The sequence below is a fragment of the Glacieibacterium arshaanense genome (genome assembly GCF_004681125.1).
In the GTDB taxonomy this organism is placed as follows: domain Bacteria; phylum Pseudomonadota; class Alphaproteobacteria; order Sphingomonadales; family Sphingomonadaceae; genus Polymorphobacter_A; species Polymorphobacter_A arshaanense.
The window spans coordinates 28,017-53,401 of record NZ_SIHO01000003.1 but is presented as its reverse complement, the minus strand read 5'-3'; the positions used below and the strand labels follow the sequence as shown (position 1 = coordinate 53,401).

General features: G+C 63.0%; 39 protein-coding genes. 1 reads left to right on the top strand and 38 read right to left on the bottom strand.

The features are described from left to right. Positions 1 to 4: 4 nt before the first annotated feature. From EUV02_RS12185 to rpsL, 37 genes are all read right to left on the bottom strand, one after another. A complete protein-coding gene (locus EUV02_RS12185; RefSeq protein ID WP_207790182.1) occupies positions 5 to 634 on the bottom strand; it encodes a glutathione S-transferase family protein in 630 nt (209 codons plus the stop codon). Next, positions 634 to 1,056, bottom strand: a complete 423-nt coding sequence (locus tag EUV02_RS12180) for a hypothetical protein (RefSeq protein ID WP_135246572.1) — start codon at positions 1,054 to 1,056, stop codon at positions 634 to 636. Before EUV02_RS12180 ends, EUV02_RS12185 begins: the two co-directional genes overlap by 1 nt. A gap of 135 nt (positions 1,057 to 1,191) precedes the next feature. Next, on the bottom strand, positions 1,192 to 2,751 hold the full coding sequence (guaA, locus tag EUV02_RS12175; RefSeq protein WP_135246571.1) for a glutamine-hydrolyzing GMP synthase: 1,560 nt from the start codon (positions 2,749 to 2,751) through the stop codon (positions 1,192 to 1,194). A gap of 80 nt (positions 2,752 to 2,831) precedes the next feature. Next, positions 2,832 to 3,395 (bottom strand): hypothetical protein, encoded by a 564-nt coding sequence (locus tag EUV02_RS12170; RefSeq protein WP_135246570.1) that lies wholly within the window; start codon positions 3,393 to 3,395, stop codon positions 2,832 to 2,834. A 98-nt stretch (positions 3,396 to 3,493) separates the two neighbouring features. Then, positions 3,494 to 3,931 (bottom strand): acyl-CoA thioesterase, encoded by a 438-nt coding sequence (locus EUV02_RS12165; RefSeq protein ID WP_135246569.1) that lies wholly within the window; start codon positions 3,929 to 3,931, stop codon positions 3,494 to 3,496. Between the two features lie 141 nt (positions 3,932 to 4,072). Further along, positions 4,073 to 4,492, bottom strand: coding sequence for a 50S ribosomal protein L17 (gene rplQ, locus EUV02_RS12160; RefSeq protein WP_135246568.1), 420 nt, complete (start codon positions 4,490 to 4,492; stop codon positions 4,073 to 4,075). 240 nt (positions 4,493 to 4,732) lie between these two features. Continuing rightward, the gene (locus EUV02_RS12155) at positions 4,733 to 5,776 is read right to left on the bottom strand and encodes a DNA-directed RNA polymerase subunit alpha (protein WP_135246567.1); all 1,044 of its coding nucleotides are present in this window, start codon (positions 5,774 to 5,776) and stop codon (positions 4,733 to 4,735) included. Between the two features lie 85 nt (positions 5,777 to 5,861). Further along, on the bottom strand, positions 5,862 to 6,251 hold the full coding sequence (rpsK, locus tag EUV02_RS12150; protein WP_135246566.1) for a 30S ribosomal protein S11: 390 nt from the start codon (positions 6,249 to 6,251) through the stop codon (positions 5,862 to 5,864). A 51-nt stretch (positions 6,252 to 6,302) separates the two neighbouring features. Continuing rightward, complete coding sequence (gene rpsM / locus EUV02_RS12145) at positions 6,303 to 6,671, bottom strand: 30S ribosomal protein S13 (protein ID WP_135246565.1); 369 nt, start codon at positions 6,669 to 6,671, stop codon at positions 6,303 to 6,305. A 181-nt stretch (positions 6,672 to 6,852) separates the two neighbouring features. Continuing rightward, positions 6,853 to 7,581 (bottom strand): SDR family oxidoreductase, encoded by a 729-nt coding sequence (locus tag EUV02_RS12140; RefSeq protein ID WP_135246564.1) that lies wholly within the window; start codon positions 7,579 to 7,581, stop codon positions 6,853 to 6,855. A 20-nt stretch (positions 7,582 to 7,601) separates the two neighbouring features. Further along, positions 7,602 to 8,246: an adenylate kinase gene (locus EUV02_RS12135; protein ID WP_135246996.1), complete on the bottom strand. Its 645-nt coding sequence runs from the start codon at positions 8,244 to 8,246 to the stop codon at positions 7,602 to 7,604. A gap of 2 nt (positions 8,247 to 8,248) precedes the next feature. After that, a complete protein-coding gene (gene secY / locus EUV02_RS12130) occupies positions 8,249 to 9,601 on the bottom strand; it encodes a preprotein translocase subunit SecY (protein ID WP_135246563.1) in 1,353 nt (450 codons plus the stop codon). A gap of 167 nt (positions 9,602 to 9,768) precedes the next feature. Continuing rightward, positions 9,769 to 10,263: a 50S ribosomal protein L15 gene (gene rplO / locus EUV02_RS12125; protein ID WP_135246562.1), complete on the bottom strand. Its 495-nt coding sequence runs from the start codon at positions 10,261 to 10,263 to the stop codon at positions 9,769 to 9,771. 76 nt (positions 10,264 to 10,339) lie between these two features. After that, positions 10,340 to 10,519, bottom strand: coding sequence for a 50S ribosomal protein L30 (rpmD, locus tag EUV02_RS12120; protein WP_135246561.1), 180 nt, complete (start codon positions 10,517 to 10,519; stop codon positions 10,340 to 10,342). An 11-nt stretch (positions 10,520 to 10,530) separates the two neighbouring features. After that, the gene (gene rpsE, locus EUV02_RS12115; protein ID WP_135246560.1) at positions 10,531 to 11,226 is read right to left on the bottom strand and encodes a 30S ribosomal protein S5; all 696 of its coding nucleotides are present in this window, start codon (positions 11,224 to 11,226) and stop codon (positions 10,531 to 10,533) included. A gap of 3 nt (positions 11,227 to 11,229) precedes the next feature. After that, positions 11,230 to 11,586 (bottom strand): 50S ribosomal protein L18, encoded by a 357-nt coding sequence (rplR, locus tag EUV02_RS12110; RefSeq protein ID WP_135246559.1) that lies wholly within the window; start codon positions 11,584 to 11,586, stop codon positions 11,230 to 11,232. After that, positions 11,586 to 12,119 (bottom strand): 50S ribosomal protein L6, encoded by a 534-nt coding sequence (gene rplF, locus EUV02_RS12105; RefSeq protein ID WP_135246558.1) that lies wholly within the window; start codon positions 12,117 to 12,119, stop codon positions 11,586 to 11,588. The genes rplR and rplF overlap by 1 nt, the downstream gene beginning before the upstream one ends. 3 nt (positions 12,120 to 12,122) lie before the next feature. Then, positions 12,123 to 12,521, bottom strand: coding sequence for a 30S ribosomal protein S8 (gene rpsH / locus EUV02_RS12100; RefSeq protein ID WP_135246557.1), 399 nt, complete (start codon positions 12,519 to 12,521; stop codon positions 12,123 to 12,125). 9 nt (positions 12,522 to 12,530) lie between these two features. Next, on the bottom strand, positions 12,531 to 12,836 hold the full coding sequence (rpsN, locus tag EUV02_RS12095; RefSeq protein ID WP_135246556.1) for a 30S ribosomal protein S14: 306 nt from the start codon (positions 12,834 to 12,836) through the stop codon (positions 12,531 to 12,533). A gap of 1 nt (position 12,837) precedes the next feature. Further along, positions 12,838 to 13,419 (bottom strand): 50S ribosomal protein L5, encoded by a 582-nt coding sequence (gene rplE / locus EUV02_RS12090; protein WP_135246555.1) that lies wholly within the window; start codon positions 13,417 to 13,419, stop codon positions 12,838 to 12,840. Then, the gene (gene rplX / locus EUV02_RS12085; RefSeq protein WP_135246554.1) at positions 13,412 to 13,735 is read right to left on the bottom strand and encodes a 50S ribosomal protein L24; all 324 of its coding nucleotides are present in this window, start codon (positions 13,733 to 13,735) and stop codon (positions 13,412 to 13,414) included. The genes rplE and rplX overlap by 8 nt, the downstream gene beginning before the upstream one ends. Beyond that, the gene (rplN, locus tag EUV02_RS12080; RefSeq protein ID WP_135246553.1) at positions 13,735 to 14,103 is read right to left on the bottom strand and encodes a 50S ribosomal protein L14; all 369 of its coding nucleotides are present in this window, start codon (positions 14,101 to 14,103) and stop codon (positions 13,735 to 13,737) included. The genes rplX and rplN overlap by 1 nt, the downstream gene beginning before the upstream one ends. A gap of 49 nt (positions 14,104 to 14,152) precedes the next feature. Continuing rightward, positions 14,153 to 14,392 (bottom strand): 30S ribosomal protein S17, encoded by a 240-nt coding sequence (rpsQ, locus tag EUV02_RS12075; RefSeq protein WP_135246552.1) that lies wholly within the window; start codon positions 14,390 to 14,392, stop codon positions 14,153 to 14,155. 2 nt (positions 14,393 to 14,394) lie between these two features. Continuing rightward, the gene (gene rpmC, locus EUV02_RS12070) at positions 14,395 to 14,604 is read right to left on the bottom strand and encodes a 50S ribosomal protein L29 (protein WP_135246551.1); all 210 of its coding nucleotides are present in this window, start codon (positions 14,602 to 14,604) and stop codon (positions 14,395 to 14,397) included. Between the two features lie 11 nt (positions 14,605 to 14,615). Further along, positions 14,616 to 15,044 carry a 50S ribosomal protein L16 gene (rplP, locus tag EUV02_RS12065; RefSeq protein ID WP_135246550.1) on the bottom strand — a complete coding sequence of 143 codons (429 nt, stop codon included), beginning with the start codon at positions 15,042 to 15,044 and terminating at the stop codon, positions 14,616 to 14,618. Between the two features lie 21 nt (positions 15,045 to 15,065). Next, the gene (rpsC, locus tag EUV02_RS12060) at positions 15,066 to 15,761 is read right to left on the bottom strand and encodes a 30S ribosomal protein S3 (protein WP_135246549.1); all 696 of its coding nucleotides are present in this window, start codon (positions 15,759 to 15,761) and stop codon (positions 15,066 to 15,068) included. After that, on the bottom strand, positions 15,761 to 16,150 hold the full coding sequence (gene rplV / locus EUV02_RS12055; protein WP_135246548.1) for a 50S ribosomal protein L22: 390 nt from the start codon (positions 16,148 to 16,150) through the stop codon (positions 15,761 to 15,763). Before rplV ends, rpsC begins: the two co-directional genes overlap by 1 nt. Continuing rightward, the gene (rpsS, locus tag EUV02_RS12050; RefSeq protein WP_135246547.1) at positions 16,150 to 16,428 is read right to left on the bottom strand and encodes a 30S ribosomal protein S19; all 279 of its coding nucleotides are present in this window, start codon (positions 16,426 to 16,428) and stop codon (positions 16,150 to 16,152) included. The genes rplV and rpsS overlap by 1 nt, the downstream gene beginning before the upstream one ends. A 3-nt stretch (positions 16,429 to 16,431) precedes the next feature. Continuing rightward, positions 16,432 to 17,268, bottom strand: coding sequence for a 50S ribosomal protein L2 (gene rplB / locus EUV02_RS12045; protein WP_135246546.1), 837 nt, complete (start codon positions 17,266 to 17,268; stop codon positions 16,432 to 16,434). A gap of 10 nt (positions 17,269 to 17,278) precedes the next feature. Further along, positions 17,279 to 17,602, bottom strand: coding sequence for a 50S ribosomal protein L23 (locus EUV02_RS12040; protein WP_135246545.1), 324 nt, complete (start codon positions 17,600 to 17,602; stop codon positions 17,279 to 17,281). Beyond that, a complete protein-coding gene (rplD, locus tag EUV02_RS12035) occupies positions 17,595 to 18,218 on the bottom strand; it encodes a 50S ribosomal protein L4 (RefSeq protein WP_135246544.1) in 624 nt (207 codons plus the stop codon). Before rplD ends, EUV02_RS12040 begins: the two co-directional genes overlap by 8 nt. A gap of 5 nt (positions 18,219 to 18,223) precedes the next feature. Further along, positions 18,224 to 18,964: a 50S ribosomal protein L3 gene (rplC, locus tag EUV02_RS12030; RefSeq protein ID WP_135246543.1), complete on the bottom strand. Its 741-nt coding sequence runs from the start codon at positions 18,962 to 18,964 to the stop codon at positions 18,224 to 18,226. A 106-nt stretch (positions 18,965 to 19,070) separates the two neighbouring features. Beyond that, positions 19,071 to 19,385, bottom strand: coding sequence for a 30S ribosomal protein S10 (gene rpsJ, locus EUV02_RS12025; RefSeq protein ID WP_135246995.1), 315 nt, complete (start codon positions 19,383 to 19,385; stop codon positions 19,071 to 19,073). A 102-nt stretch (positions 19,386 to 19,487) separates the two neighbouring features. Further along, positions 19,488 to 20,678 (bottom strand): elongation factor Tu, encoded by a 1,191-nt coding sequence (gene tuf / locus EUV02_RS12020; protein ID WP_135246542.1) that lies wholly within the window; start codon positions 20,676 to 20,678, stop codon positions 19,488 to 19,490. Between the two features lie 84 nt (positions 20,679 to 20,762). Next, positions 20,763 to 22,835 carry an elongation factor G gene (fusA, locus tag EUV02_RS12015; protein WP_135246541.1) on the bottom strand — a complete coding sequence of 691 codons (2,073 nt, stop codon included), beginning with the start codon at positions 22,833 to 22,835 and terminating at the stop codon, positions 20,763 to 20,765. A gap of 39 nt (positions 22,836 to 22,874) precedes the next feature. Next, on the bottom strand, positions 22,875 to 23,345 hold the full coding sequence (rpsG, locus tag EUV02_RS12010) for a 30S ribosomal protein S7 (RefSeq protein WP_135246540.1): 471 nt from the start codon (positions 23,343 to 23,345) through the stop codon (positions 22,875 to 22,877). A 48-nt stretch (positions 23,346 to 23,393) separates the two neighbouring features. Continuing rightward, the gene (gene rpsL / locus EUV02_RS12005) at positions 23,394 to 23,765 is read right to left on the bottom strand and encodes a 30S ribosomal protein S12 (RefSeq protein ID WP_135246539.1); all 372 of its coding nucleotides are present in this window, start codon (positions 23,763 to 23,765) and stop codon (positions 23,394 to 23,396) included. Positions 23,766 to 24,060: 295 nt separating this feature from the next. On the opposite strand from rpsL, the gene EUV02_RS12000 reads away from it, so the two are divergent. Beyond that, entirely contained in the window at positions 24,061 to 24,699 is a 639-nt protein-coding gene (locus tag EUV02_RS12000; protein WP_135246538.1) for a DsbA family protein, read from the top strand. Between the two features lie 164 nt (positions 24,700 to 24,863). On the opposite strand, the gene EUV02_RS11995 is transcribed toward EUV02_RS12000, so the two are convergent. Continuing rightward, the gene (locus EUV02_RS11995) at positions 24,864 to 25,283 is read right to left on the bottom strand and encodes a hypothetical protein (protein ID WP_135246537.1); all 420 of its coding nucleotides are present in this window, start codon (positions 25,281 to 25,283) and stop codon (positions 24,864 to 24,866) included. Positions 25,284 to 25,385 lie beyond the last annotated feature (102 nt).

The window sequence follows — 25,385 nt, the reverse complement described above, 5'->3', positions numbered from 1 at the left end:
CGGTTCAGGCCGAGGGCGTGAACGCCTGCGAGATCTCGCGCGCCACCGGCAGCGCCTCGAAACGCGCGGCGAGGTCGGTCAGCGCCGGATAGGCGGTCATGTCGATCAGGCCGGGGTGGGCGTCGGCGATGAAGCGCAGCACCACGCACACCGCGATGTCGGCGTGGCCGAGCCCGGGGCCGAACCACCAGGCGCCGGTGTGCATGACGCGCTCGTCCTCCAGCACCTGCAGCACCGCGTCGATCTGCGCGCGACAGCGGCTGACCCACAGGTCGGAGCGTTGCTCGTGGAAGCGCAGTTCATAGAACAGGCTGACCGCCTTTTCCGCCATGCCGGTGGCGAGCGTGGCCACACGCAGCGCGCGGTGACGCGCCGGCTCTTGCCGCGGGAAAAGCGCGCGCCCCGGTGGCACCTGCCCGTCGAGATAATCGAGGATGCTGGCGCTATCGATCAGCGCGGTGCCGTCACCCAGCACCAGCGTCGGAACGCGCAGCAGCGGGTTGTACGGCCGGATCTTCTCGAAATCGCCGAACACCGACCAGGGCTTGTGGTCGAACGGCAGCTCGTATAGCCGCAGTGCGATGCCAACGCGCCGCACGAACGGCGAGTCATACTGGCCGATCAGCTGCAGCATCAGCTCAGCCAGCCGCGCCGCGTCGCATGACGTGACAGCAACAGCATCGCGATGCCGGCCACGAAGATAAACAGCGGAAACGCCGCCGCCGACAAGCCCATCACCGCGAGCAGCGGCGTTGCCATGAAGGTCCAGCCGAACTGCACCGCGATACCGATCAGCGAGATGAAGAACAGCAGCAACGCCCAACGTCGGCGCAACAACAGCCCGACCGCGCCAGCCAGCGCCGACCAGACCGCAACCGCATAGGCGCCGATTACCCACTTGGGCATCAGCATCCAGATATCGCGTTGCGCCTGCGACAGCTTCGCCAGATCGTCAGCCGTCATGCTGACCTGCGAATAATAGGCGTAGCATCCCGCCAGCGCCCACAGCAGCGCTGCGCCGCTCGCCCACCAATACCACTTCGGCGCTTTATGCATGTCAGCCTCCCCGCGCGATTAAGCGGGGATACTACAGCAGGACAGCAAAGTTGGAAGAGCCTCCGGCGGGCAGGCGTGACGCCTGCACCCGATTGAAGAGCGCCAAACTACAGGGTGCAGGGGTAACCCCCTGCCTTATTCCCACTCGATCGTGCCCGGCGGTTTCGATGTATAGTCGTAGACGACGCGGTTGATGCCCTTGACCTCGTTGACGATGCGCGTCGCGACGGCGCTGAGGAAGGCGCTGTCGAACGGATAGACGTCAGCGGTCATGCCATCGACCGAGGTGACGGCGCGCAGGGCGCAGACGTTGTCGTAGGTGCGGCCGTCGCCCATGACGCCGACGGTCTTGACCGGCAGCAGCACCGCGAACGCCTGCCAGATCGCGTCGTACAGCCCGGCCTTGCGGATTTCGTCGAGGTAGATGGTGTCGGCCTTGCGCAGCACGTCGCACTTTTCCTTGGTGACCTCGCCTGGGATGCGGATGGCGAGGCCGGGACCGGGGAACGGGTGGCGGCCGACGAACGCCTGCGGCAGCCCGAGTTCACGGCCCAGTGCGCGGACTTCGTCCTTGAACAGCTCGCGCAGCGGTTCGACCAGCTTCATGTTCATGCGCTCGGGCAGCCCGCCGACGTTGTGGTGGCTTTTGATGGTGACGCTCGGCCCGCCGGTGAACGACACGCTTTCGATGACATCGGGATACAGCGTGCCCTGCGCCAGGAAGCCGGCGCCGCCGATCTTCTTCGCCTCGGCCTCGAACACGTCGATGAAGGTTTTGCCGATGAACTTGCGCTTGGCCTCGGGGTCGCTGACGCCGGCCAGCCCGCCGAGGAAGGCTTCTGAGGCGTCCACATGGACCAGCGGGATGTGGTAATGCTCGCGGAACAGCGTCACGACTTCGGTGGCTTCGTTGGCGCGCATCAGGCCATGGTCGACAAACACGCAGGTCAGCTGGTCGCCGATGGCTTCGTGGATGAGCACCGCCGCGACCGCCGAATCGACGCCGCCAGACAGGCCACAGATGACCTTGCCGTCGCCGACCTGCTTGCGGATGTCGGCAATCTTCGCATCGCGGTAGCCGGCCATCGTCCAGCTCCGCGAACAGCCCGCGACGTTATGGACAAAGTTCGCCAGCAGCTTGCCGCCGTCGGGGGTGTGATAGACTTCGGGGTGGAACTGGACGCCGTAGTAGCGGCGGTCGTCATCGGCGATGGCGGCGAACGGTGCGCCATCGGACTTGCCGACGCTGCGGAAGCCCGCGGGGATCGCGTCGATGCGGTCGCCGTGGCTCATCCACACCTGGTGGCGTTCGCCCTTGGCCCAGACGCCGTCGAACAGCTTGCAGTCATCGACGATCTCGAGGAAGGCGCGGCCGAATTCACGGTGGTCCGACGGCGCGACATTGCCGCCGAGCTGCGCGCACAGCGCCTGTTCGCCGTAGCAAATGCCGAGCACGGGCACTCCGGCTTCGAAGACGGCTTGCGGGGCGCGCGGGGACGCCGCTTCGCTGACCGATGCAGGACTGCCCGACAGGATGATGCCCTTGGGCGCCAGCCGCGCGACAGCTTCGGCGCCGCTGCTGAACGGGACGATCTCGCAATAGACGCCGGCCTCGCGGATGCGGCGCGCAATCAGCTGCGTGACCTGACTACCGAAATCGAGAATCAGAATCGATTCGCCGGGTGTGACCGTCACTTTAAGCCTCCGCTGTTGCGAGTGCGCGGGACTAGGCGAAGTGCGGCCTGCTGTCCAGTATTGCGCGCCGGTGCCGAGCGTCAGCCGAGCTGGACGCCAGTGACCTGACCATAGCTCGCGGTGCAGGTGAACGCGGCGCGATTGACCGGCTGGCCGTTGTTCGGGTTGATTTCCAGCGTGCCGCGGATGACGGCATTGGCCTGTGCGCCGGTGATCGAATCGATCGAAACGGTGCGCGCAAAGCCGCCGTAGTTCTGCGCGGTGCGTTCGGCGGCACGCGCACACATTTCGGCCTGCGCGCCCGCCGCCGTCTGATCGGGCTGGGCAGGCTGCACCGGATAGGCCTGTGCAACCGGCTGTGCGGGATAGACCGGCGTATAGGCCGGCTGCGGCGCGACGACGGTCTTGGGCTTGCTCGCCGACGCAATTGCCGCGATGAAACCAAGCGCCACCGCGGTGCCGACAACCGCACCGAAGACGTTGCCGTTGTTGTTGTAGCCGCAGTTATAGCAGCCGCGCGGGCCGCCATAATAACCGCCGTGATAGCCACCGTAGTAACCACCGGCGGCGACCGGCGCCGCCGCAAGCGCACCCGAAACCGCGAGCGCCAGCGAAACCCGAGCTGCAACAGACTTGAACGACATCCCACTCACTCCACGGACGACAATCGACCGACACGCTGCCTATAGCGCAAAATAGCTATACGCGCGATGAACCGTGCAAAATCGTCTGCGAACGCCGTTCAACCAGCAATCGCCTCCAGCGCGGCGCGGTACGCGGCATCGACCGGCACCGGCCGCCGCGTCACCCGGTCGACATAGACGTGGACGAAGAACCCCTCCGCCGCCGGCGCGTCATGATCGGCAGTGAACAGCCCGATCTCATAGCGCACGCTCGACGTGCCGAGCTTTGCAACGCGAATGCCCGCCTCGATGGTCTCCGGAAATGCCACCGCACGTGCATATCGACAGCCGGTTTCGACGACGAGGCCGATGGTCTTGCCGTTGATGATATCGAGCACGCCGGCGTTGATCAGATAGGCGTTCACCGCTGTATCGAACCAGCTGTAGTAAACCGTGTTGTTGACGTGCCCGTATACGTCATTATCGAGCCAGCGCGTCTGGATCGGCGTAAAATGGCGATAGGCGTCGCGCGTGCGCATGGGGGTGCGTTCAGTCATAATTTTGAACACTAGTGCGAAAGACGCAGGCTGATAAGGGCCTCCGGCGGGCAGGCCTCAGGCCTGCCCGCCGGAGGCCCTTCAATAAAAAAGGGCCGCAAGCTTGCGCCTGCGGCCCTGTTCTTATCGGTCAGTCGAAGCTCAGGCGTCGTCGCCGTCGGCGTCGCTGAACACCGGGCCGCTGTCCTGGCCCTTGGCGCTGGTGTCGCGGTCGACGAATTCGACGATGGCCATCGGCGTCGCGTCCGAGCGGCGGATGCCGGCCTTGACGATGCGGATGTAGCCGCCCTGGCGTTCGGCGTAGCGCGTCGCGATGACGTCGAACAGCTTGACCAGCTGTGCGTCGTCCTGCAGGCGGGCATGCGCGAGGCGGCGGTTCGACAGGCCGCCGGTCTTGGCGAGCGTGACGAGCTTTTCGACGTAGGGGCGAATTTCGCGTGCCTTGGGCAGCGTGGTGGTGATCTGCTCGTGCTTGATCAGCGATGCGGCCATGTTGCGGAACATGGCGAGGCGGTGGCTGGTCGTGCGACCGAGTTTACGATGGGCATTACCGTGACGCATTTTTCTTCTCCGTTCGTTCGGGGGCCGTGCGAGGTACCCCGGAGCTGGCCTTTGGTTCCCCCAGGCCGTGAAAGGGGGGTGTTAAACTTGGTTCTCGGCAGGCTGGGCCGCGGCAAAGCCGCGTCCCCGTCGGACGGGTTGGCCTGAAATAGGCCACCCGCCGGCCGAGCTTGCGCGAGTCGGGCGCTAAGTCGGAAATCGCAAGAGCAATTTCCGACTTAGTGCCGCGCCGCGCGGCGCTTAGTACTCCTGTTCGAGCTTCTTCGCCATTTCCTCGATGTTCTCCGGCGGCCAGCCGGGGATTTCCATGCCGAGGCGCAGGTTCATCGCCGACAGCACTTCCTTGATCTCGTTCAGCGACTTGCGACCGAAGTTCGGGGTGCGCAGCATTTCGCTTTCGGTCTTCTGGACCAGATCGCCGATGTAGATGATGTTGTCGTTCTTCAGGCAGTTCGCCGAACGCACCGACAGTTCCAGCTCGTCGACCTTCTTGAGCAGGTGACGGTTGAGTGCGGCGGTGTCATCGACTTCGACCGGGCCAGCAGCGTGCTGGACGGCACTGACGGCGGTCGGCTCGTCGAAGTTGACGAACAGCTGGAGCTGGTCCTGCAGGATGCGCGCGGCATAGGCCAGTGCATCGTCGGGGGTCAGCGTGCCGTCGGTTTCAACGTTGAGCGTCAGCTTGTCGTAGTCGAGTTCCTGACCGACGCGGGTGTTTTCGACCTTGTACGCCACCTGGCGCACCGGCGAATACAGCGCATCGACGGGCACGAGGCCGATCGGCGCATCGACAGGGCGGTTGTCGGCGGCGGGGACATAGCCCTTGCCGGCCGCGACGAACAATTCCATGTTGAGCGTCGCGCCTTCGTCGAGCGTGCAGATCACCAGGTCGGGGTTCATGATTTCCATGTCGCCGGTAACCTGAATCTGGCCGGCGGTAACCACGCTCGGGCCAGTCGCGGCAAGGTTGAGGCGCTTGACCTGATCGCCCTGCATGCGGATCGCGACCTGCTTGATGTTGAGCACGATGTCGGTGACATCTTCGCGCACACCGGCGAGCGACGAGAATTCATGCAGCACGCCATCGATCTTGATGGCGGTCACGGCAGCACCCTGCAGCGACGAGAGCAGCACGCGGCGCAATGCGTTGCCGAGCGTCAGGCCAAAGCCACGCTCGAGCGGCTCGGCAACAAAGATTGCCTTGCGCTTGGTATCGGTGCCGGCGCGGACGTCGAGCTTGTTCGGCTTCTTGAGTTCAGTCCAGTTCTTTGCGATCACTGCCACAGCTTCACCTCGGTATTGGGAGGCGCATCGTCATGCGCACTCCGACAAATTGAAATCGCCGGATGCATCCGGCGACGGTGGCGCGTCAGACGCGGCGACGCTTCGGCGGGCGCACACCGTTGTGCGGGATCGGCGTCACATCGCGAATTGCGGTGATCTGGAACCCGACAGCCTGCAGCGCGCGCAGTGCCGATTCACGGCCCGAACCGGGGCCGCGGACTTCGACTTCGAGCGTCCGGACGCCATGTTCGGCGGCCTTCTTGCCGGCATCTTCGGCGGCCATCTGCGCCGCGTACGGCGTCGATTTACGGCTGCCCTTGAACCCCATCGTACCGGCGCTCGACCAGGCAATCGCGTTGCCCTGGGCGTCGGTGATGGTGATCATCGTGTTGTTGAAGCTGGCGTTGACGTGTGCAACGCCGCTGGTGATGTTCTTGCGCTCGCGGCGCTTGATACGTGCTGGTTCGCGTGCCATCGAAAAATCCTGACTTAAGCCGAAAAAATGAAGTTGTGAGCGCTGACGCGCTTACTTCTTCTTGCCGGCGATCGGCTTGGCCTTGCCCTTGCGGGTGCGGGCGTTGGTGTGGGTGCGCTGGCCGCGGACGGGCAGGCCACGACGGTGGCGCAGGCCGCGGTAGCAGGCCAGATCCATCAGACGCTTGATGTTCATCGCGGTCTGGCGACGCAGATCGCCTTCGACGGTGAAGTCGCGGTCGATCATCTCGCGGATCGCCAGCACTTCGGCGTCGGTGAGGTCCTGGACGCGGCGCTCACGCGGCATCTCGAGCTTCTCGACGATCGACAGCGCCTTGGTCCGGCCAATGCCATGAATGTAAGTCAGCGCGATTTCTACGCGCTTGTTGGTCGGGATATTAACACCCGCGATACGTGCCACAGATTTTTCTCCTGCTCCACGGGACGCGAGGGCAGGCGTCCCATCTCAAAGCTTAAACCGAGCGCCAATAAGGCACCCGGCGTGTGAATTCCGTTTGTTCGGAATTGCGCGTGCTAGTGGGCAATTCCGTCCGTGTCAAGTCGCAATGACGGGGCTTGCCGCACGGCCCGTCGCAGCGCCGTCAAACCAGCGACAACCCCCCGTCGACGCGCAGCACCTGCCCCGTGGTATAGGTCGCCTGCATCAGGTGCAGATAGGTCAGCGCAATCTCCGCGGGCTCGCCCATGCGCGGCAGCGGGGTGTTCGCCGTCATCTGGGCGATTCGCGTCGCGCGCTGGTCGGCCGGGATGAAGTCCCAGGCCGGCGTGGCGATGGCGCCGGGGCAAACTGCGTTGACGCGAATGGGCGCGAGATCGACGGCAAGGCTGCGCGCCAGATGCTCGATCGCGCCGAGCATCGCACTGGTCACCGCGCGACCCTTGACCGGGCGCTGCGCCATGCTGCCGTCGGTCAGCGTGATCGACCCGTCGGCAGCAAGCGTGCCGAGCGAATGCTTGACGCAGGCGAGTGCGCCCCAGAAGCGGATGCCAAACACTGCGCGCGCGGCATCGAGATCAAGGCTGGCGATGCTGCCGCTGCCAGCCGCCGACCAGTCGCCGGCACTGTAGACGAGATGATCGAGCGCGCCGACCTGCGCAAAGAACGCGGCAACCGCAGCTTCATCCGACACATCGAGCGCCTGACCGCTGGCCCCGGCGCCAAGCTTAGCGCATGCGGCATCGACCTGTTCCTGGCGGCGAGATGCAATGATGACGTAAGCGCCGGCAGCCAGCGCTGCCGTGGCGACACCGAAGCCGATGCCTGACGAGCCGCCGATAATCACGATGCGTTTGCCTGCGAGTTCAGCCATCGCCGCCTCCCCGTGCCGCGTTACTTGTCGAGCACCGCATCAATTGCGGCAGCAACGTCGTCCATGCTCGCCATGCCATCGACGCGGGTCACCAGCTGGCGCTCGTCATAGTACGGCAGGATCGGCGCGGTTTTGGCGCGATATTCAGCCATGCGGGCGCGCACGGTTTCGGCATTGTCGTCGGGCCGGCGCTTGAACTCGTGGCCGCCGCAGACGTCGCAGGTACCGGCAACCTTGGGCTGCTTGTGGCGGTCGTGATAGCCTTCGCCGCAGGTGGCGCAGGTGAAGCGACCGGTAACGCGGTCGACCAGCAGGTCTTCGTCGACGGCGAGTTCGATGACGTGATCGAGGTTGAGGCGCTTCGCTACCAGCATCGCGTCGAGCGCCTGCGCCTGACCGAGCGTGCGCGGATAACCATCAAGGATGAAGCCGGGGTGATCGGCACCAACATCGAGCTGCTCGGCGATGAGTCCGCTGACGACTTCGTCGGGCATCAACGCACCGGCATCCATCACCGCCTTGGCCTGCACACCGAGCGCACTGCCCGATTTGACTGCAGCGCGCAGCATGTCACCGGTGGAAAGCTGCACCATGCCACGCGCGGCGGTCAGCCGTGCAGCCTGGGTACCCTTTCCTGCGCCGGGAGGTCCGAGCAGGATGATGATCTTCAACGGCGGTTACCCCTCAGCTTCGCCTTCTTGATGAGGCCCTGGTATTGGTGCGCAAGCAGATGGCTCTGGATCTGCGCGACGGTATCCATCGTCACGTTGACGACGATCAGCAGCGAGGTGCCGCCGAAATAGAAGGGAATCGACATCTTCGAGATCAGGAACTCAGGCAGCAGGCAGATGAGCGTCAGATACGCCGCGCCAACCACGGTAATCCGCGTCAGCACGTAGTCGAGATACTCCATCGTCTTGGCGCCGGGCCGGATGCCGGGCACGAAGCCGCCATGCTTCTTGAGATTGTCCGCGGTTTCTTCGGGGTTGAACACCACCGCAGTGTAGAAGAAGCTGAAGAAGATGATGCCGGCCGCATAGAGCGCCATGTACAGCGGCGCGCCGTGCTGCAGCGCAGTGGTGACGGTCAGTAGCCAATCCGGCCCCTTGCCCGACTGGCCGGCGAACTGCGCGATGGTCAGCGGCATCAGCAGCAGCGACGATGCGAAAATCGGCGGAATGACACCGGCGGTGTTGATCTTCAGCGGCAGATGCGAGCTGTCGCCCTGGAACATCTGGTTGCCGGCCTGACGCTTGGGATACTGGATCAGGATGCGGCGCTGTGCACGCTCCATCAGGCAGATGAACGCCACCGTGGCGAGCGCAATGATCGCCACCAGCAGGATGAACGGCGCCGACAGCGCGCCGGTGCGCGTCTGTTCGAACAGCTGGCCGATAGCGGTCGGCATGTGCGCGACGATGCCGGCCATGATGATCAGCGAAACGCCGTTGCCGATGCCGCGACTAGTGATCTGTTCACCCAGCCACATCAGGAACATCGTGCCGCCAATCAGGCTGATGACGGTGGTGATGCGGAAGAAATAGCCCGGATCGATGACCGCCGACAGGCCTTGGTCAGCGCCCCAGCTTTCAAGCCCGACGGCAATCGAATAGCCTTGGATCGCGGTCAGCAGCACGGTGCCGTAGCGCGTGTACTGGTTGAGCTTCTTGCGGCCCGACTCGCCTTCCTTCTTGATCGACGCCAGCGACGGCACCAGCGACGTCATCAGCTGGATGATGATCGAGGCGGTAATGTACGGCGTCACGCCAAGCGCGATCAGCGACATGCGCGACAGCGCGCCGCCCGAGAACATGTTGAAAAAGTCGAGCACGCCGCCCTTGGTGCTCGCAAACAGCGAGCCCAGCGCCGTCGGGTCGATCCCGGGCAGCGGCACGAACGACAACAGGCGGAACACGATCAGCGCGCCGAGTGTGAACCACAGGCGCTTCTTGAGCTCGGTTGCTTTGGAAAAGTTGGCGAGGCTGAGGTTGCCCGCCATTTGCTGCGCTGCAGACGCCATGTTCGCTTTACCCAATCAAATCGATGACGCTTGGAGTGCCATCCCAATACGCTGCCCGAATACGCGAGAGGCCCCGTGTCGCGTCTAGATAGGGACGCATTGCGTCAATGGCTATGCCTTAAACGACAAAACCCGCGCGGCCAGTTGGCGGCGCGGGTCTGTCAGGATCAGGCGTTGCGCGGCTTGCGTTCGACCACCGGCTTGACGACCGGCAGTTCGATGCTGCCACCGGCGGCTTCAACCGCGGCACGCGCCGACTTGGTGACGCCGGCGAGCTTGAGGTTGAGCTTGGCGGTCAGCGCGCCCTTGCCGAGCAGGCGGACGCCTTCGCGGGCATGGCTGATGACACCGGCGGCAACCAGCGCGGCACCGTCGAGGCTGTCGCCAGCCTTGATCTTGCCGGCATCGACGGCCTTCTGCAGCGTCACGAGGTTGACCTCGGCGTATTCAACACGCAGCGCGTTGTTGAAGCCACGCTTCGGGATACGCATGTGGAGCGGCATCTGGCCACCTTCGAAGCCCTTGATGGCCACGCCCGAGCGTGACTTCTGGCCCTTTTGACCACGGCCGGCGGTCTTGCCGACGCCCGAACCGATACCGCGGCCAACGCGGACGCGTGACTTGCGGGCACCGGCATTATCGTGAAGATCGTTGAGTTTCATGGTCTTTGCACTCGCTTTCGCTGTGGACGCGCACCGGCCCAGGGCCGGAGACTGATGGGAGGATGGCCGAAACGCCTCAGGCGTTTTCGACCTTCACAAGGTGGCTGACCTTGCGGATCATACCACGCACCGACGGCGTGTCTTCGAGTTCACGCGTGCGATGCATCTTGTTGAGACCCAGGCCGACCAGGGTTGCTTCCTGATCGGGCTGGCGGCGGATCGGCGAACCGATCTGGGTGACTTTGAGCGTGCTCATGGTGTGTGTCCTTAAGCCACGATCGCTTCGGCGTCGACTTCGGCGGTACGTGCCGAAAGATCGCCGCGACGCGACAGCAGATCGGCAATCTTCTTGCCACGGCGCTGCGCCACCGACTTCGGCGACGTCTGTTCGCCAAGCGCGGCAAACGTTGCGCGGATCATGTTGTACGGGTTGTTGGTGCCGACCGACTTGGTCACCACGTCGGCAACGCCAAGGCTTTCGAACACGGCGCGCATCGGACCACCGGCGATGATGCCGGTACCCTGCGTCGCCGAGCGCACATAGACCTTGCCGGCGCCGAAATGGCCACGGCCATCATGGTGCAGCGTGCGGCCATCGCGCAGCGGCACGCGGATCATCGCCTTCTTGGCAGCAGCCGTCGCCTTGGCGATGGCTTCGGGCACTTCGCGCGCCTTGCCATGACCGAAGCCGACCCGACCCTTGCCGTCGCCGACGACGACGAGTGCCGCAAAACCGAAGCGCTTGCCGCCCTTGACGGTCTTCGAAACGCGGTTGATGTGGACGAGCTTTTCGACCAGTTCTTCGCCGCCTTCGATGCCGCCGGCCTGCGGGCCGCCACGGCCGCCACGCTGGTTGCGATCACGATCGCCGCCACCACGGCCACGACCGCCACCGGGACCACCAGGGCCGTTGCGGTTACCGCCAGGACCAGCGCCGGGGCCGTTACGAGGTTCGACTGCCATCTCTTAAAACTCCAAACCGGCTTCGCGGGCGCCTTCGGCCAAAGCCTTGACGCGACCGTGGAACAGGAAGCCGCCGCGATCGAACACGACGGTGGTGACACCGGCGGCCTTGGCGCGTTCGGCCAGACGCTTGCCGACTTCGTTCGCGGCCGTCGTGGTCGCGCCGGTCGTGCCGCGCACGTCCTTTTCGAGCGTCGAGGCCGAAGCCACCGTCACGCCGGCGGCATCATCGATGACCTGCGCATAGATGTGCTGCGACGAGCGATGGATCGACAGACGCGGACGTCCGCTCGACTTCGCCTTGAGTGCGGTGCGAACGCGCCGGCGGCGCTGTTCGAACAAGGATAGTTCTTTGCCCATTACTTCTTCTTCCCTTCCTTGCGGAAGATGAACTCGCCGCGATACTTGATACCCTTGCCCTTGTAAGGCTCGGGCTTGCGCCAGCGGCGGATTTCCGCCGCGACCTGGCCGACCTGCTGGCGATCGGCACCGCTGATCTCGACCGTCGTCTGGTCGGGAGTCTTGATGGCGATGCCGGTCGGGATCGGGAAGTCGACGTCATGGCTGTAGCCGAGCTGCAGCTTGAGGTTCGACCCCTGGACGCTGGCACGATAGCCGACGCCGGTAATTTCGAGGACCTTGGTGAAGCCGTCCGAGACGCCAACCACGAGGTTCGAAACCATCGTGCGCTGCATGCCCCAGAAGGCGCGCGCGCGCTTCGACTCGTTCGCCGGCATCACCGAGATGGCGCCGTCTTCAAGCGTGTAGCTGATGTCTTCGACCAGCGGCATCGACAGGGTGCCCTTGGGACCCTTGACGCTGATCTGGCCGCCTTCGATGGTGGCGGTGACTCCGGCTGGAACCGGAACCGATTTCTTACCGATGCGCGACATGGCTTAGAATACCTGACAAAGGACTTCGCCGCCGGCATTCTGCTCACGCGCTTCCGCGTCGGACAGAACACCCTTGGGCGTCGAAACAATGGCGATGCCGAGACCGTTGCGGATCCGCGGCAGGTCGTTCGCGCCCGAATAGACGCGACGGCCGGGCTTGGAGATCCGCGCAATGTGCTGGATCGCCGGCTGGCCTTCGAAATACTTCAGATCGATGCGCAGCGCCGCCTGGGCGTTGCCGCTATCGGCATCGCTGTAGCCGCGAATATAGCCTTCGCGCTGCAGCACATCGAGAACGCGGGCGCGCAGCTTTGACGCCGGCGTCAGCACCGAATCCTTGCGGGCCTGCTGGCCGTTACGGATGCGGGTGAGCATATCACCCAGGGGATCAGTCAATGACATATCGTGCCCTTACCAGCTCGACTTCGTCACGCCGGGGATGAGGCCCTTGTTGGCCAGTTCCCGCAGCATGATGCGCGACAATTTGAACTTGCGATAGACGGCGCGGCTGCGACCGGTCAGCTCGCAACGGTTGCGGACCCGCGTCGGGTTCGCGTTGCGCGGCAGTTCCGCCATCTTCAGGCGGGCCATCAGGCGCTCGCCTTCGTCCTTGCTCTCGTCGGCGGCAATCGCCTTCAAGGCTGCGAACTTGGGCGCATACTGCTTGACCATCGCCTTGCGGCGGTTGTTCTTGTTAACTGAGCTCTTCTTTGCCATCTCAAGCAGCCTTCTTGGCTTCGTTCATGCCGGTGAACGGCATGCCGAATGCATAGAGCAACGCCCGCGCTTCATCGTCGGTCTTCGCGGTCGTCGTGATGATGATGTCCATGCCGCGGATCTTGGCGATGCGGTCATAGTTGATTTCCGGGAACACGATCTGTTCCTTGAGGCCCATCGCATAATTGCCACGGCCATCGAACGACTTCGGGTTCACACCACGGAAATCTCGGACGCGCGGCAGCGCGATGGTGATCAGGCGGTCGAGGAAATCGTACATCTTCTCGCGGCGCAGCGTCACCTTGCAGCCGATCGGCATGCCTTCGCGCAGCTTGAACACGGCGACCGACTTCTTGGCGCGTGTGACGACCGGCTTCTGGCCGGCAATCAGCGCCATTTCAGCGGCAGCCGCATCGACAAGCTTCTTGTCCTGCGTCGCATCACCGACACCCATGTTGATGACAATCTTGTCAATCTTGGGCACCTGCATCAGGTTCTTGTAACCGAACTGCTCGACCATCTGTCCGCGGATCTTGTCCACGTACAGTTGCTGCATCTTGGTCAGTTTAGCTGCATCAGCCATCGATCACCTCACCCGACCGCTTGGCAACACGTACCTTGCGACCATCTTCCAGAATCTTGAAACCCACGCGCGTCGGCTTGCCGGTCTTGGGGTCTTCGATTGCGACCTTCGACACGAACATCGGCGCTTCGATACGCTCGAGGCCACCCTGCGGGTTGGCCTGGGTCGGCTTGCGGTGGCGCGTCATCATGTTGACGCCGCTGACCACGACCTTGCCTTCCTTGGGCATAGCTTTGGTGACTTCACCGTGGCGGCCCTTGTCCTTACCCGACAGGACGACGACCTTGTCGCCCTTCTTGATTTTGGCAGCCGACATTACAGCACCTCCGGCGCGAGACTGATGATCTTCATGTGACCTGAAGCGCGCAGCTCGCGCACGACGGGGCCAAAGATACGCGTGCCGATCGGCTCTTCGTTCTTGTTGATGAGAACGGCGGCATTGGTATCGAAACGGATGACCGAGCCATCGGCGCGGCGGATATCCTTGGCGGTGCGAACGACGACAGCACGATGCACGTCGCCCTTCTTGACCTTGCCCTTGGGTGCGGCTTCCTTGACGGAAACGACGATGGTGTCACCAACGCCGGCAACGCGACGCTTCGAGCCACCCAGCACCTTGATGCACATCACCCGCTTGGCGCCACTGTTGTCGGCCACTTCAAGGTTCGTCTGCATCTGGATCATGGTACGATCCTTCCTCTAAAATTCGTGAAAACGAGAACGATCAGGCGGATTAACCGCCGACCTTCTCGAGCACTTTCCAGGTCTTCAGCTTGGAGATCGGCGCGCATTCTTCAATGCGGACGGTATCGCCTTCGCGGATGACATTGCCCTCGTCATGGGCGTGATACTTCTTCGAACGACGGATGATCTTGCCATAGACCGGATGCGCAACCTTGCGCTCGATCAGCACAACCACGGTCTTGTCGGTCTTGTCCGACACGACTTTGCCCTGCAACACGCGCTTCGGCATGATTAAATCTCCTTCTGCGCGGCAGCGGCGCGTTGGCCCTGCAGCGTCTTGATGCGCGCAATGTTGCGGCGCACTTCGCGGACGCGGCTCGGCTTTTCGAGCTGGCCGGTGGCGGCCTGGAAGCGCAGGTTGAACTGCTCGCGCTTCATGTCGCCGAGCTGCGTAGCGAGCTGGTCGTCGCTGGCAACCTTCAGATCATCGATCTTGGTCATCTTACCTTACCTTATGCTTCGCCGGTCGGCTCGCCGAGGCGAACGATGACCTTGGTCTTGATCGGCAGCTTGGCAGCAGCACGTTCGAATGCGCCCTTGGCGACATCGTACGGCACGCCGTCGAGCTCGAACATGATCCGGCCCGGCTTGACACGGGCGGCCCAGAATTCGGGAGCACCCTTACCCTTACCCATGCGGACTTCCGCAGGCTTCGACGTGACCGGCACGTCGGGGAAGATGCGGATCCACAACCGGCCGGCGCGCTTGATATGACGCGAAATCGCACGACGTGCGGCTTCGATCTGGCGTGCCGTGATACGGTCGGGCTCCATCGCCTTCAGGCCGAACGCGCCGAAGTTGAGCGCAGTGCCGCCCTTCGCGTCGCCATGGATGCGACCCTTGAACTGCTTGCGGAATTTTGTGCGCTTTGGCTGCAACATTTGAACTATCCCTTAGCGCGATTAACGGGCGGGCCGGACGCCGGAAGTCTGGGCTTCCATCATCAACCGGTCCTGCGCCATCGGATCATTGCCGAGAATTTCGCCCTTGAAGATCCAGACCTTGATGCCGCACACGCCGTAGGCGGTGTGGGCCTGGGCTTCGGCGTAATCGACATTGGCGCGCAGCGTGTGCAACGGCACGCGACCTTCGCGATACCATTCGGTGCGGGCGATTTCAGCGCCGCCCAAACGACCCGAGCAGGTGATCTTGATGCCTTCGGCACCCAGACGCAGTGCCGACTGGACCGCACGCTTCATAGCGCGACGGAATGCGATACGACGCTCGAGCTGGTCGGCAACGCCCTGGGCAACCAGGCGGCTGTCGATTTCCGGCTTGCGGATTTCGACGATGTTGACCGAAACGTCGCTCTTGGTCATCGCACCGATCTGCTGCTTGAGCTTGTCGATGTCGGCGCCCTTCTTGCCGATGATGACACCCGGGCGGGCGGCATAGATCGACACGCGGCACAGCTTGGCCGGGCGTTCAATGACCACCTTCGAGATCGCTGCCTGCGCATGCGTCTTGACGATGAAGTTGCGGATCTTGATGTCTTCGATCAGCAAACGGCCATAGTCTTCGCCTTCGGCAAACCAGCGGCTGTCCCAGGTGCGGTTGATCTGCAGGCGCAGACCGATCGGGTTGGACTTGTGACCCATTATGCGTTCTCCGCTTCGTCACCGAGTTCGCGCACAACGACGCGGATACGGCTGAACGGCTTGATGATGCGCGAAGCACGACCACGCGCACGCGGCGTGAAGCGCTTCATCACCAGCGCCTTGCCGACGCTGGCTTCCTTGACGACGAGAGCATCGACATCGAGGTTGTGGTTGTTTTCGGCGTTGGCAATGGCCGAAGCCAGCACCTTGCGCACGTCAATCGCCATGGCCTTCTTCGAGAAGGTCAGGATGTTGAGCGCGTCGCCAACCTTCTTGCCGCGGATCAGGCCCGCAACGAGGTTGAGCTTGTACGGCGAACCACGCACGGTCGTCGCGACCGCAAGTGCTTCCTTTTCGCCAACGCGGCGCGGATTTACGGGCTTGCCCATCAGCGTTTCGCCTTCTTGTCGGCGGCATGGCCGGTGAACGTGCGCGTCGGCGCAAATTCACCCAGCTTCATGCCGACCATGTCTTCATTGACCGACACCGGCACGAACTTGCGGCCGTTGTAGACGGTGAACGTCAGGCCGACGAACTGCGGGAGGATCGTCGAGCGGCGCGACCAGGTCTTGATCGGGCGCGCGTTCGACCCGGCCTCCTGCTGGGTTTCGGCCTTCTTCAGCAAATGCAGGTCTACGAACGGACCTTTCCAAACGGAGCGGCTCATCGCTTACCTCTTCTTCTTCGCATGACGCGAGCGGATGATCATCTTGTCGGTCGACTTGTTCGACCGGGTCTTGGCGCCCTTGGTCGGCTTGCCCCACGGGGTCACCGGATGGCGACCGCCCGAGGTCCGGCCTTCACCACCGCCGTGCGGATGGTCGACCGGGTTCTTCGCCACACCGCGGGTCAGCGGGCGATGGCCGAGCCAGCGCGTCCGGCCAGCCTTGGCGTGGTTGGTGTTCGAATTGTCGGGGTTCGACACGGCACCGACGGTGGCCATGCATTCCGACCGCGTGTAGCGCTGCTCACCCGAGTTGAGGCGGATGATGACCATGCCCTTGTCGCGGCCGACAACCTGCACGAACGTGCCGGCGGCACGGGCGATCTGGCCGCCCTTGCCGGGCTTCAACTCGACGTTGTGGACAATGGTGCCAACCGGCATCTGGCCGATTTCCATCGCATTGCCCGGCTTCACGTCGACCTTCTTGCCCGCGACGATCGTGTCACCGACAGCAAGGCGCTGCGGCGCGATGATGTAGGTCTGCTGACCATCGGGATACTTGACCAGCGCGATGAACGCCGAACGGTTGGGATCGTATTCGAGACGCTCGACCGTTGCCGGCTGGTCCCAGATGCGACGCTTGAAATCGACGATGCGATACAGCTGCTTGTGGCCGCCGGCGATGCCGCGTGCGGTCGCATGACCCATGTTGTTGCGACCACCGGTCTTGCGCAGACCTTCGGTCAGCGACTTGACGGGACGGCCCTTGTGCAGCGCCGAACGGTCGACCAGGATCAGGCCACGACGGCCCGGCGAAGTCGGATTATAATGTTTGAGTGCCATCGATCCTGCCTCAGATACCGGTGGTCACGTCGATGCGGTCGCCTTCAGCGAGCGTCACCACGGCCTTCTTCTCGTCCGAACGCTGATAGGGCTTGCCCTTCCAGCGCTTGTTCTTGCCCTTCTGGACCATCGTGTTCACGGCGAGCACCTTGACCGAGAAGAGCGCTTCGACAGCGGCCTTGATCTCGGGCTTCGACGCATCGCGCGCGACCTTGAAGATGACCTGGTTGAATTCGCTCACCAGCGTCGACTTCTCGGTGATGACCGGCTTCACGATGATATCGTAATGCTTCAGGTCGATGGCCGTAGCGGCCGATTTGGGGGCCTTAGCCATTGATCCGTGCCTCCAGCTGAGCCACGGCAGCGCGGGTCAGGACCAGCGTGTCATGGTTGAGGATGTCGTAAACATTGGCGCCAACGGCAGGCATCACGTCGATCTTGTGCAGGTTCGCACAGGCGAGCGCGAAGCTGGCATCGACCGCTGCACCATCAACGAACAGGCCGCTGGTGATGCCCAGACCGTTCAAGCGCTCGATGAGCACCTTGGTCTTGGCGTCGCCGAGGGCGAGGTCTTCAACGATGACGAGCTTGCCTTCGGCAACCTTGACCGACAAGGCAGTCGCGAGGCCGAGGCTGCGGATCTTCTTGTTGAGGCCGGGGTTGAAATCGCGAACGCGCGGACCGTGGGCCTTACCACCGCCGATGAACTGCGGTGCGGCGCGGTTACCGTGACGGGCGCTACCGCCACCCTTCTGGTTGCCGAGCTTCTTGCCGGTGCGCTTGACGTCCGAGCGCTCGGCAGCACCGCGGGCAGTGCCGCGACGCTTTTCGAGCTGCCAGGTGACAACGCGGTGCAGGATGTCGACGCGGGCGGGCTTGCCGAACACGTTTTCGTCGAGCTCGATGCTGCCGCTGGCGGCGGCGGCGAGGGTTTTGACTTCAAGTTTCATGATGCTCAAGCCTCTTCGGTCTGAGCTTCGGCGGCCGGCGCGGCGTCAGCCACGGCAGGAGCCGAAACGTTGTTGCTCTTGAGCGAGGCCGGGTACGGCGCGGCGTCGGGGCGCGGGCCCTTGACGGCGTCCTTGACGGTCAGCCAGCTGCCCTTGTGGCCCGGAACCGAACCCTTGACGAAAATGAGCCCGCGCTCGACATCGGTCGAGACGACTTCGAGGTTCTGCTGGGTGCGCTGACGGTCGCCCATGTGGCCGGCCATCTTCTTGCCCTTGAACACCTTGCCGGGATCCTGGCGCTGGCCGGTCGAACCGTGCGAACGGTGCGAGACCGAGACACCGTGCGTGGCACGCAGACCGCCGAAGTTCCAGCGCTTCATGGCGCCCTGGAAACCCTTACCGACGGTGTGACCGGTGATGTCGACCAGCTGGCCGGCAATGAAATGATCCGCCGAGATGGTTTCGCCGGCGGTGAGCAGCGCGTCTTCGGACACGCGGAACTCGACGACCTTCGCCTTGGGCTCGACTTCGGCTTTGCCGAAATGGCCGCGCTCGGGCTTCGTCGTGTTCTTGGCCTTCTTCGTACCGGCGCCGAGCTGGACAGCGACGTAACCGTCGCGGTCTGCGGTGCGGGTCGAGACGACCTGGCAATTTTCGAGTGCGAGTACCGTTACCGGCACATGGCGACCGTCGTCCTGAAACAGACGGGTCATTCCCATTTTCTTCGCGATCACGCCAGTGCGCATGATCTTATCCTTTCCTGTCAGAGGCCCGGGCGAACCGGGCGTGATCCAAAACAAATCGCTCCGCGTATGTCGTCCGGGACTGTCGCCCCGGCCGTAGAATCAGACGTTAAGCCTGCAGCTTGATCTCGATGTCGACGCCGGCTGCGAGGTCGAGCTTCATCAGCGCGTCCACGGTCTGCGGCGTCGGGTCGACGATGTCGAGGAGGCGCTTGTAAGTCCGGACTTCGAACTGCTCGCGGCTCTTCTTGTCGACGTGGGGCGACCGGTTGACGGTGAACTTTTCGATACGCGTCGGCAAAGGAATCGGGCCGCGAATTGCAGCGCCGGTCCGCTTGGCCGTATCGGCAATCTCACTCGTGGCCATATCAAGCACACGGTGATCAAACGCCTTGAGGCGAATACGGATATTCTGCGTTTCCATCAGTTCAACCATTCAACCTGTCAAAGAACAAGGCCGCTCCAATCAGTGCCGATTCGGTAACTTCCGAATCGCCATCAACGAGAGTGGAGCGGCCCCTTACACTTACTTGATGATGCTTGCAACCACGCCCGAACCAACGGTGCGGCCACCTTCGCGAATTGCGAAGCGCAGACCCTGGTCCATCGCGATCGGGGCGATGAGCTTGACGGTCAGCTGGACGTTGTCGCCGGGCATGACCATCTCGGTGCCTTCAGGCAGCTCGACAGTGCCGGTGACGTCGGTCGTGCGGAAATAGAACTGCGGGCGGTAGTTGGCGAAGAACGGCGTGTGACGGCCACCTTCATCCTTCGACAGCACGTAGACTTCGGCGACGAATTCGGTGTGCGGCTTGATCGAGCCGGGCTTGCAGAGCACCTGGCCGCGTTCGACGTCTTCACGACCAACGCCACGGAGCAGCGCTCCGATGTTGTCGCCGGCCTGGCCCTGATCGAGCAGCTTGCGGAACATTTCGACGCCGGTGCAGACCGACTTGCGCGTGTCGTGGATGCCGACGATTTCGACTTCTTCGCCGACCTTGACGACGCCCGATTCAACACGGCCGGTGACGACGGTGCCGCGACCCGAGATCGAGAACACGTCTTCGATCGGCATCAGGAACGGACGGTCGAGCGCGCGCATCGGCTGCGGAATGTAGTCGTCGACTGCAGCCATCAGCTTGAGAACGGCTTCGCGGCCGATTTCGTCGCGCTTGCCTTCGAGCGCCATCAGCGCCGAACCCTGGATGATCGGAATGTCATCGCCCGGGAAATCGTACTTCGACAGAAGTTCGCGGATTTCCATTTCGACGAGCTCGAGGATTTCAGGATCGTCAACCTGGTCGACCTTGTTCATGAAAACGACCATCGCCGGCACGCCGACCTGCTTCGCCAGCAGGATGTGCTCGCGGGTCTGCGGCATCGGGCCGTCGGTCGCCGAAACCACCAGGATAGCGCCGTCCATCTGCGCCGCGCCGGTGATCATGTTCTTCACATAGTCGGCGTGGCCGGGGCAATCGACGTGCGCGTAGTGGCGATCCTTGGTTTCATACTCGACGTGTGCGGTCGAGATGGTGATGCCACGCTCACGCTCTTCGGGAGCCTTGTCGATGTCGGCATAGGCGGTGAAGGTAGCGCCACCGGTTTCAGCCAGAATCTTGGTGATGGCAGCCGTCAGCGACGTCTTGCCATGATCGACGTGGCCGATCGTACCGATGTTGCAGTGCGGCTTGTTCCGCTCGAATTTGGCTTTACCCATGGCTTTTAAACCCTCTTGCTTGCGTTTGGTTCAGTTGGTTTTGACCCGAAGGTCGCGCTGACTAGTGACTGGTTGTGGCAGAAATCAGGCCATCTTGAGCTTGATTTCCTCGGCGACGTTTGCCGGGACTTCTTCGTAGTGGCTGAACTGCATCGAATACTGCGCCCGGCCCTGGCTCATCGAGCGTAGCTGGTTGACGTAGCCGAACATGTTCGCCAGCGGCACGACCGCTTCGATGACCTGTGCGTTGCCGCGGCTGTCGGTGCCCTGGATCTGGCCACGACGGCTGTTCAAGTCGCCGATGACGTCGCCCATGAAATCTTCGGGGGTGACGACTTCGACCTTCATCATCGGTTCGAGCAGCTTGATGCCGGCCTTGGTGGCGGCTTCGCGCATACCGCCGCGACCGGTGATTTCGAACGCCAGCGCCGACGAGTCGACGTCATGATAGGCGCCGTCATACAGCGTCGCGGTGAAGTCGATGATCGGGAAGCCGATGAGGCTGCCTGAAGCGGCGACTTCGCGGATGCCCTTTTCGACCGACGGGATATATTCCTTGGGAATATTGCCGCCCTTGACGTCATCCTTGAAGATGATGCCCGAGCCGCGCTCGCCGGGTTCGACGGTGAACTTGATGCGGCCGAACTGGCCCGAGCCGCCCGACTGCTTCTTGTGGGTGTAATCGATATCGACCTTGCGGGCGAGCGATTCACGATAAGCCACCTGCGGCGCGCCGACATTGGCTTCGACCTTGAACTCGCGACGCATACGGTCGACGAGAATTTCGAGGTGGAGTTCGCCCATGCCCTTGATGATCGTCTGGCCGCTTTCGGCGTCCGACGTCACGCGGAACGACGGATCTTCCTGCGCCAGACGATTGAGCGCGATGCCCATCTTTTCCTGGTCGGCCTTGGTCTTGGGTTCAACCGCGACTTCGATGACCGGCTCGGGGAATTCCATGCGCTCGAGAACGATCGGGCGCAGCGGCGCGCACAGCGTGTCACCCGTCGTCACATCCTTGAGGCCGACCAGCGCAACGATGTCGCCGGCATAGGCTTCCTTGATGTCTTCACGGTTGTTGGCGTGCATCAGCAGCATGCGGCCGATCTTTTCGCGCTTGTCCTTGACCGAGTTGAGCACGGTCGAGGCAGCTTCCATCTTGCCCGAATAGATGCGGGCAAAGGTCAGCGTGCCGACGAACGGGTCAGTCATGATCTTGAACGCCAGCGCCGAGAACGGTGCGTCATCCGAAGCTTCGCGGACTTCTTCCTCGTCCTTGGCGTTGATACCGTACATCGGCGGGATGTCGAGCGGGCTCGGCATATAGTCGACGACGGCGTCGAGCAGCGGCTGCACGCCCTTGTTCTTGAACGCCGAGCCGCACAGCACGGGGACGAACGAGAACGACAGCGTACCTTTGCGGATCAGAGCCTTGAGCTGCGCAGTGGTCGGTTCGGTGCCTTCGAGATAGGCTTCCATGATGTCGTCGTCCTGTTCGACGGCCATCTCGATCAGTTCCGAACGTGCAACCGCAGCCGCATCCTTCAGATTTTCGGGGATTTCCTTATATTCGAACTTGGCGCCGAGGCTTTCTTCAAGCCAGACAATCGCGCGGTTCTCGACCAAGTCGACGAGACCGATGAAATCGCCTTCGAGGCCGATCGGGAGATACAGAACCGCCGGACGCGCGCCGAGGCGGTCCTTGATCATCTGCACGCAGCGATCGAAGTTGGCGCCGGTGCGGTCAAGCTTGTTGACGAAGCACATGCGCGGCACTTTGTACTTGTCAGCCTGGCGCCACACGGTTTCCGACTGCGGCTCGACGCCGGCAACGCCGTCGAAGCAAGCAACGGCACCATCGAGGACGCGCAGCGAACGCTCGACTTCAATCGTGAAGTCGACGTGGCCGGGGGTGTCGATGATGTTGATGCGGTGGTCGTTCCAGAAGCACGTCGTCGCGGCGGACGTGATCGTGATGCCGCGCTCCTGCTCCTGTTCCATCCAGTCCATCGTGGCGGTGCCCTCATGGACTTCGCCGATCTTGTACGACTTGCCGGTGTAGTAGAGAATCCGCTCGGTGGTCGTGGTTTTCCCGGCGTCAATATGCGCCATGATCCCGATGTTGCGGTATTTGTCGAGCGAAGTGGTGCGCGTCATTTTCTTTACTACCAGCGAGAGTGATCGGTCTTACCGCTGCTACCAGCGATAATGCGAGAAGGCGCGGTTGGCTTCGGCCATCCGGTGCGAATCTTCACGCTTCTTGACGGCGGTGCCACGGTTGTTCGCGGCGTCGATGAGCTCACCCGACAGACGCGCTGCCATGGTGTTCTCGCTGCGGTTGCGCGCAGCGCTGATCAGCCAGCGAATGGCAAGCGCCTGCGAACGCTCGGGGCGGACTTCGACGGGAACCTGATAGGTCGCACCACCGACGCGGCGCGAGCGGACTTCGATGCCCGGCTTCACGTTGGTCAGCGCGTCGTGGAACACGGCGAGCGGTTCGCGACGGGTCTTGGCCTCGACCGAATCAAGGGCGTTGTAGACGATCGACTCAGCGACCGACTTCTTGCCCTCGTACATGACGAGGTTCATGAATTTCGAAAGGATCAGATCTCCGAAACGGGGATCGGGAAGGATTTCACGCTTTTCGGGGCGGCGACGACGGGCCATGATATTTCTCGCTTATTTCGGGCGCTGGGGACGGAAGCGGACTAAGTCTTACTTAGGACGCTTGGCGCCGTACTTCGAACGGCTCTGCTTGCGGTTCTTGACACCCTGGGTATCAAGCACGCCGCGCAGCACGTGGTAGCGCACGCCGGGAAGATCCTTGACGCGGCCGCCGCGAATCAGGACCACCGAGTGCTCCTGAAGGTTGTGGCCTTCGCCGGGGATGTAGCCGATGACTTCAAAGCCATTGGTCAGGCGAATCTTGGCAACCTTGCGGAGTGCCGAGTTCGGCTTCTTCGGCGTCGTCGTGTAGACGCGGGTGCAAACGCCGCGCTTCTGCGGGCATTCTTCCATGGCCGGCGCGGTTTCGCGCACGCGCTGCGGCGTGCGGCCATGACGGATCAACTGGTTAATCGTAGGCATCGTATTCGTATCATCCTGCTGTTCGGTGGCACCGTTGCCGGCACCGCCTACTCCAAGTCTGAACCGCCCTCACGGCATAAGCGCAGTGGGCTCCGTCACCGGAACCCGCCGCGCACAGCTCAGCCTGTCGTTTCTGGCCCGTGCGAACAGGCGGCTGGGACGAGTCCCGGATACCGGCTGCGCGAGCGAAGGCGCCCTATACGTCCCGACTCGGTTCAGGTCAACGCCATTTCTTGGGCGTTCCCATCACAACTTGAATCTGGCGCACCGACGCCGCAACGCCGATAACCCTGCCATGACGCGCCGCCACGCCCTCCTCGCCTTGCTCGCACTGCTGGGGCTGTTCGCCGCCATCCAGCTGGTGTCGCAATGGCTGCAACCCGCCCCCGCACCGCCACAACCCGCCTTCGTCGCCAGCGCCCCCGCGCTGATCGACCCGCGCGCCCCCACCGCCGGCCCCGCCAACGCTGCCGTCACTATCATCCTGTTCTCGGACTATGCCTGCCCCGCCTGCCGCGCGCTGCACCCCGACCTGCAGGCCCTGCTGGCGCGCCATCCCGACGTCCGAATCGTTTACCGCGACTGGCCGGTGTTCGGCGCCGCCTCCCGCCAGGCCGCGCGCCTCGCCATCGCCAGCACCCGCCAGAACCGCCACACCGCGTTCGACGAAGCGCTGATGCGCAGCCCCGGCCTCACCGAACCCGCCCTCCGCGCCGCCGCCACCCAGGCCGGCGTCGACTGGCCCCGCCTGCAAACCGACCTCGCCACCCACGCCGCCGAAATCGACGCACTCCTCGCCGATACCGACCTCCACGCCCGCGCGCTGGGCTTCGTCGGCACCCCGATGCTGCTGGTGGGGCCGTATCTGGTCACCGGCCGCGTGCCGGCGGCGCGGCTCGAAACGCTGATCGGTCAGGTGCGCAAGTTGAAGTAAGGGGAAGAGCCTCCGGCGGGCAGGCGTGACGCCTGCACCCTATTGATTTGCGCCCCGCTTACTTCGGCCCATCGTGCGGTGTGGGGTAAGTGCGCAGATCAGGGCGGGGGAACGAACGGAATGGGGTGGGAAGCGGACAGGCAGCCTTCAGTCCCACCATCACGTTAGCGGTCAGCGTCTACGCCGTCCGCTGCTCTTCGATTGCCGTACGTTGCAAGCGCTGCCAAGCTGGCAATGGTGATCGGAACGGGTGAAAACAACAATAGGATGCCAAGCCCAATGTTTGCGCCGCCACCTTTGTAATGAGTAGTGTCCCAAAGATAGTAGCCCCAAAGCGCTACGGTGAGGGATAATCCAACTATCCACGACCGGCATGCGCTGATGCCGAAAATCGAAAGGACAAGAAAAGGAGAACTTGCTGTCATAACTTGGAACAAGGTTGCCTCACCCCAAAGTTCCGTTAATGGAAAATCTTGGGAGACTGCCCAAACCGTGTTGTTTATCGCGACGACAGTGAGACCGATTGCCAAAGATGCGGCCACTCCTACAGCCCGCTTCAGATAGCTTTGCAAGCGTGTGCCCATCCCAGCAGGTTACATAACCTCGGCTATGTCGGCTATAGAGCAATTCAAGATCAACGCGCTTGGTTCGCAACGGGGTCATTTGCTGACCGGCCGCTAAAGCCC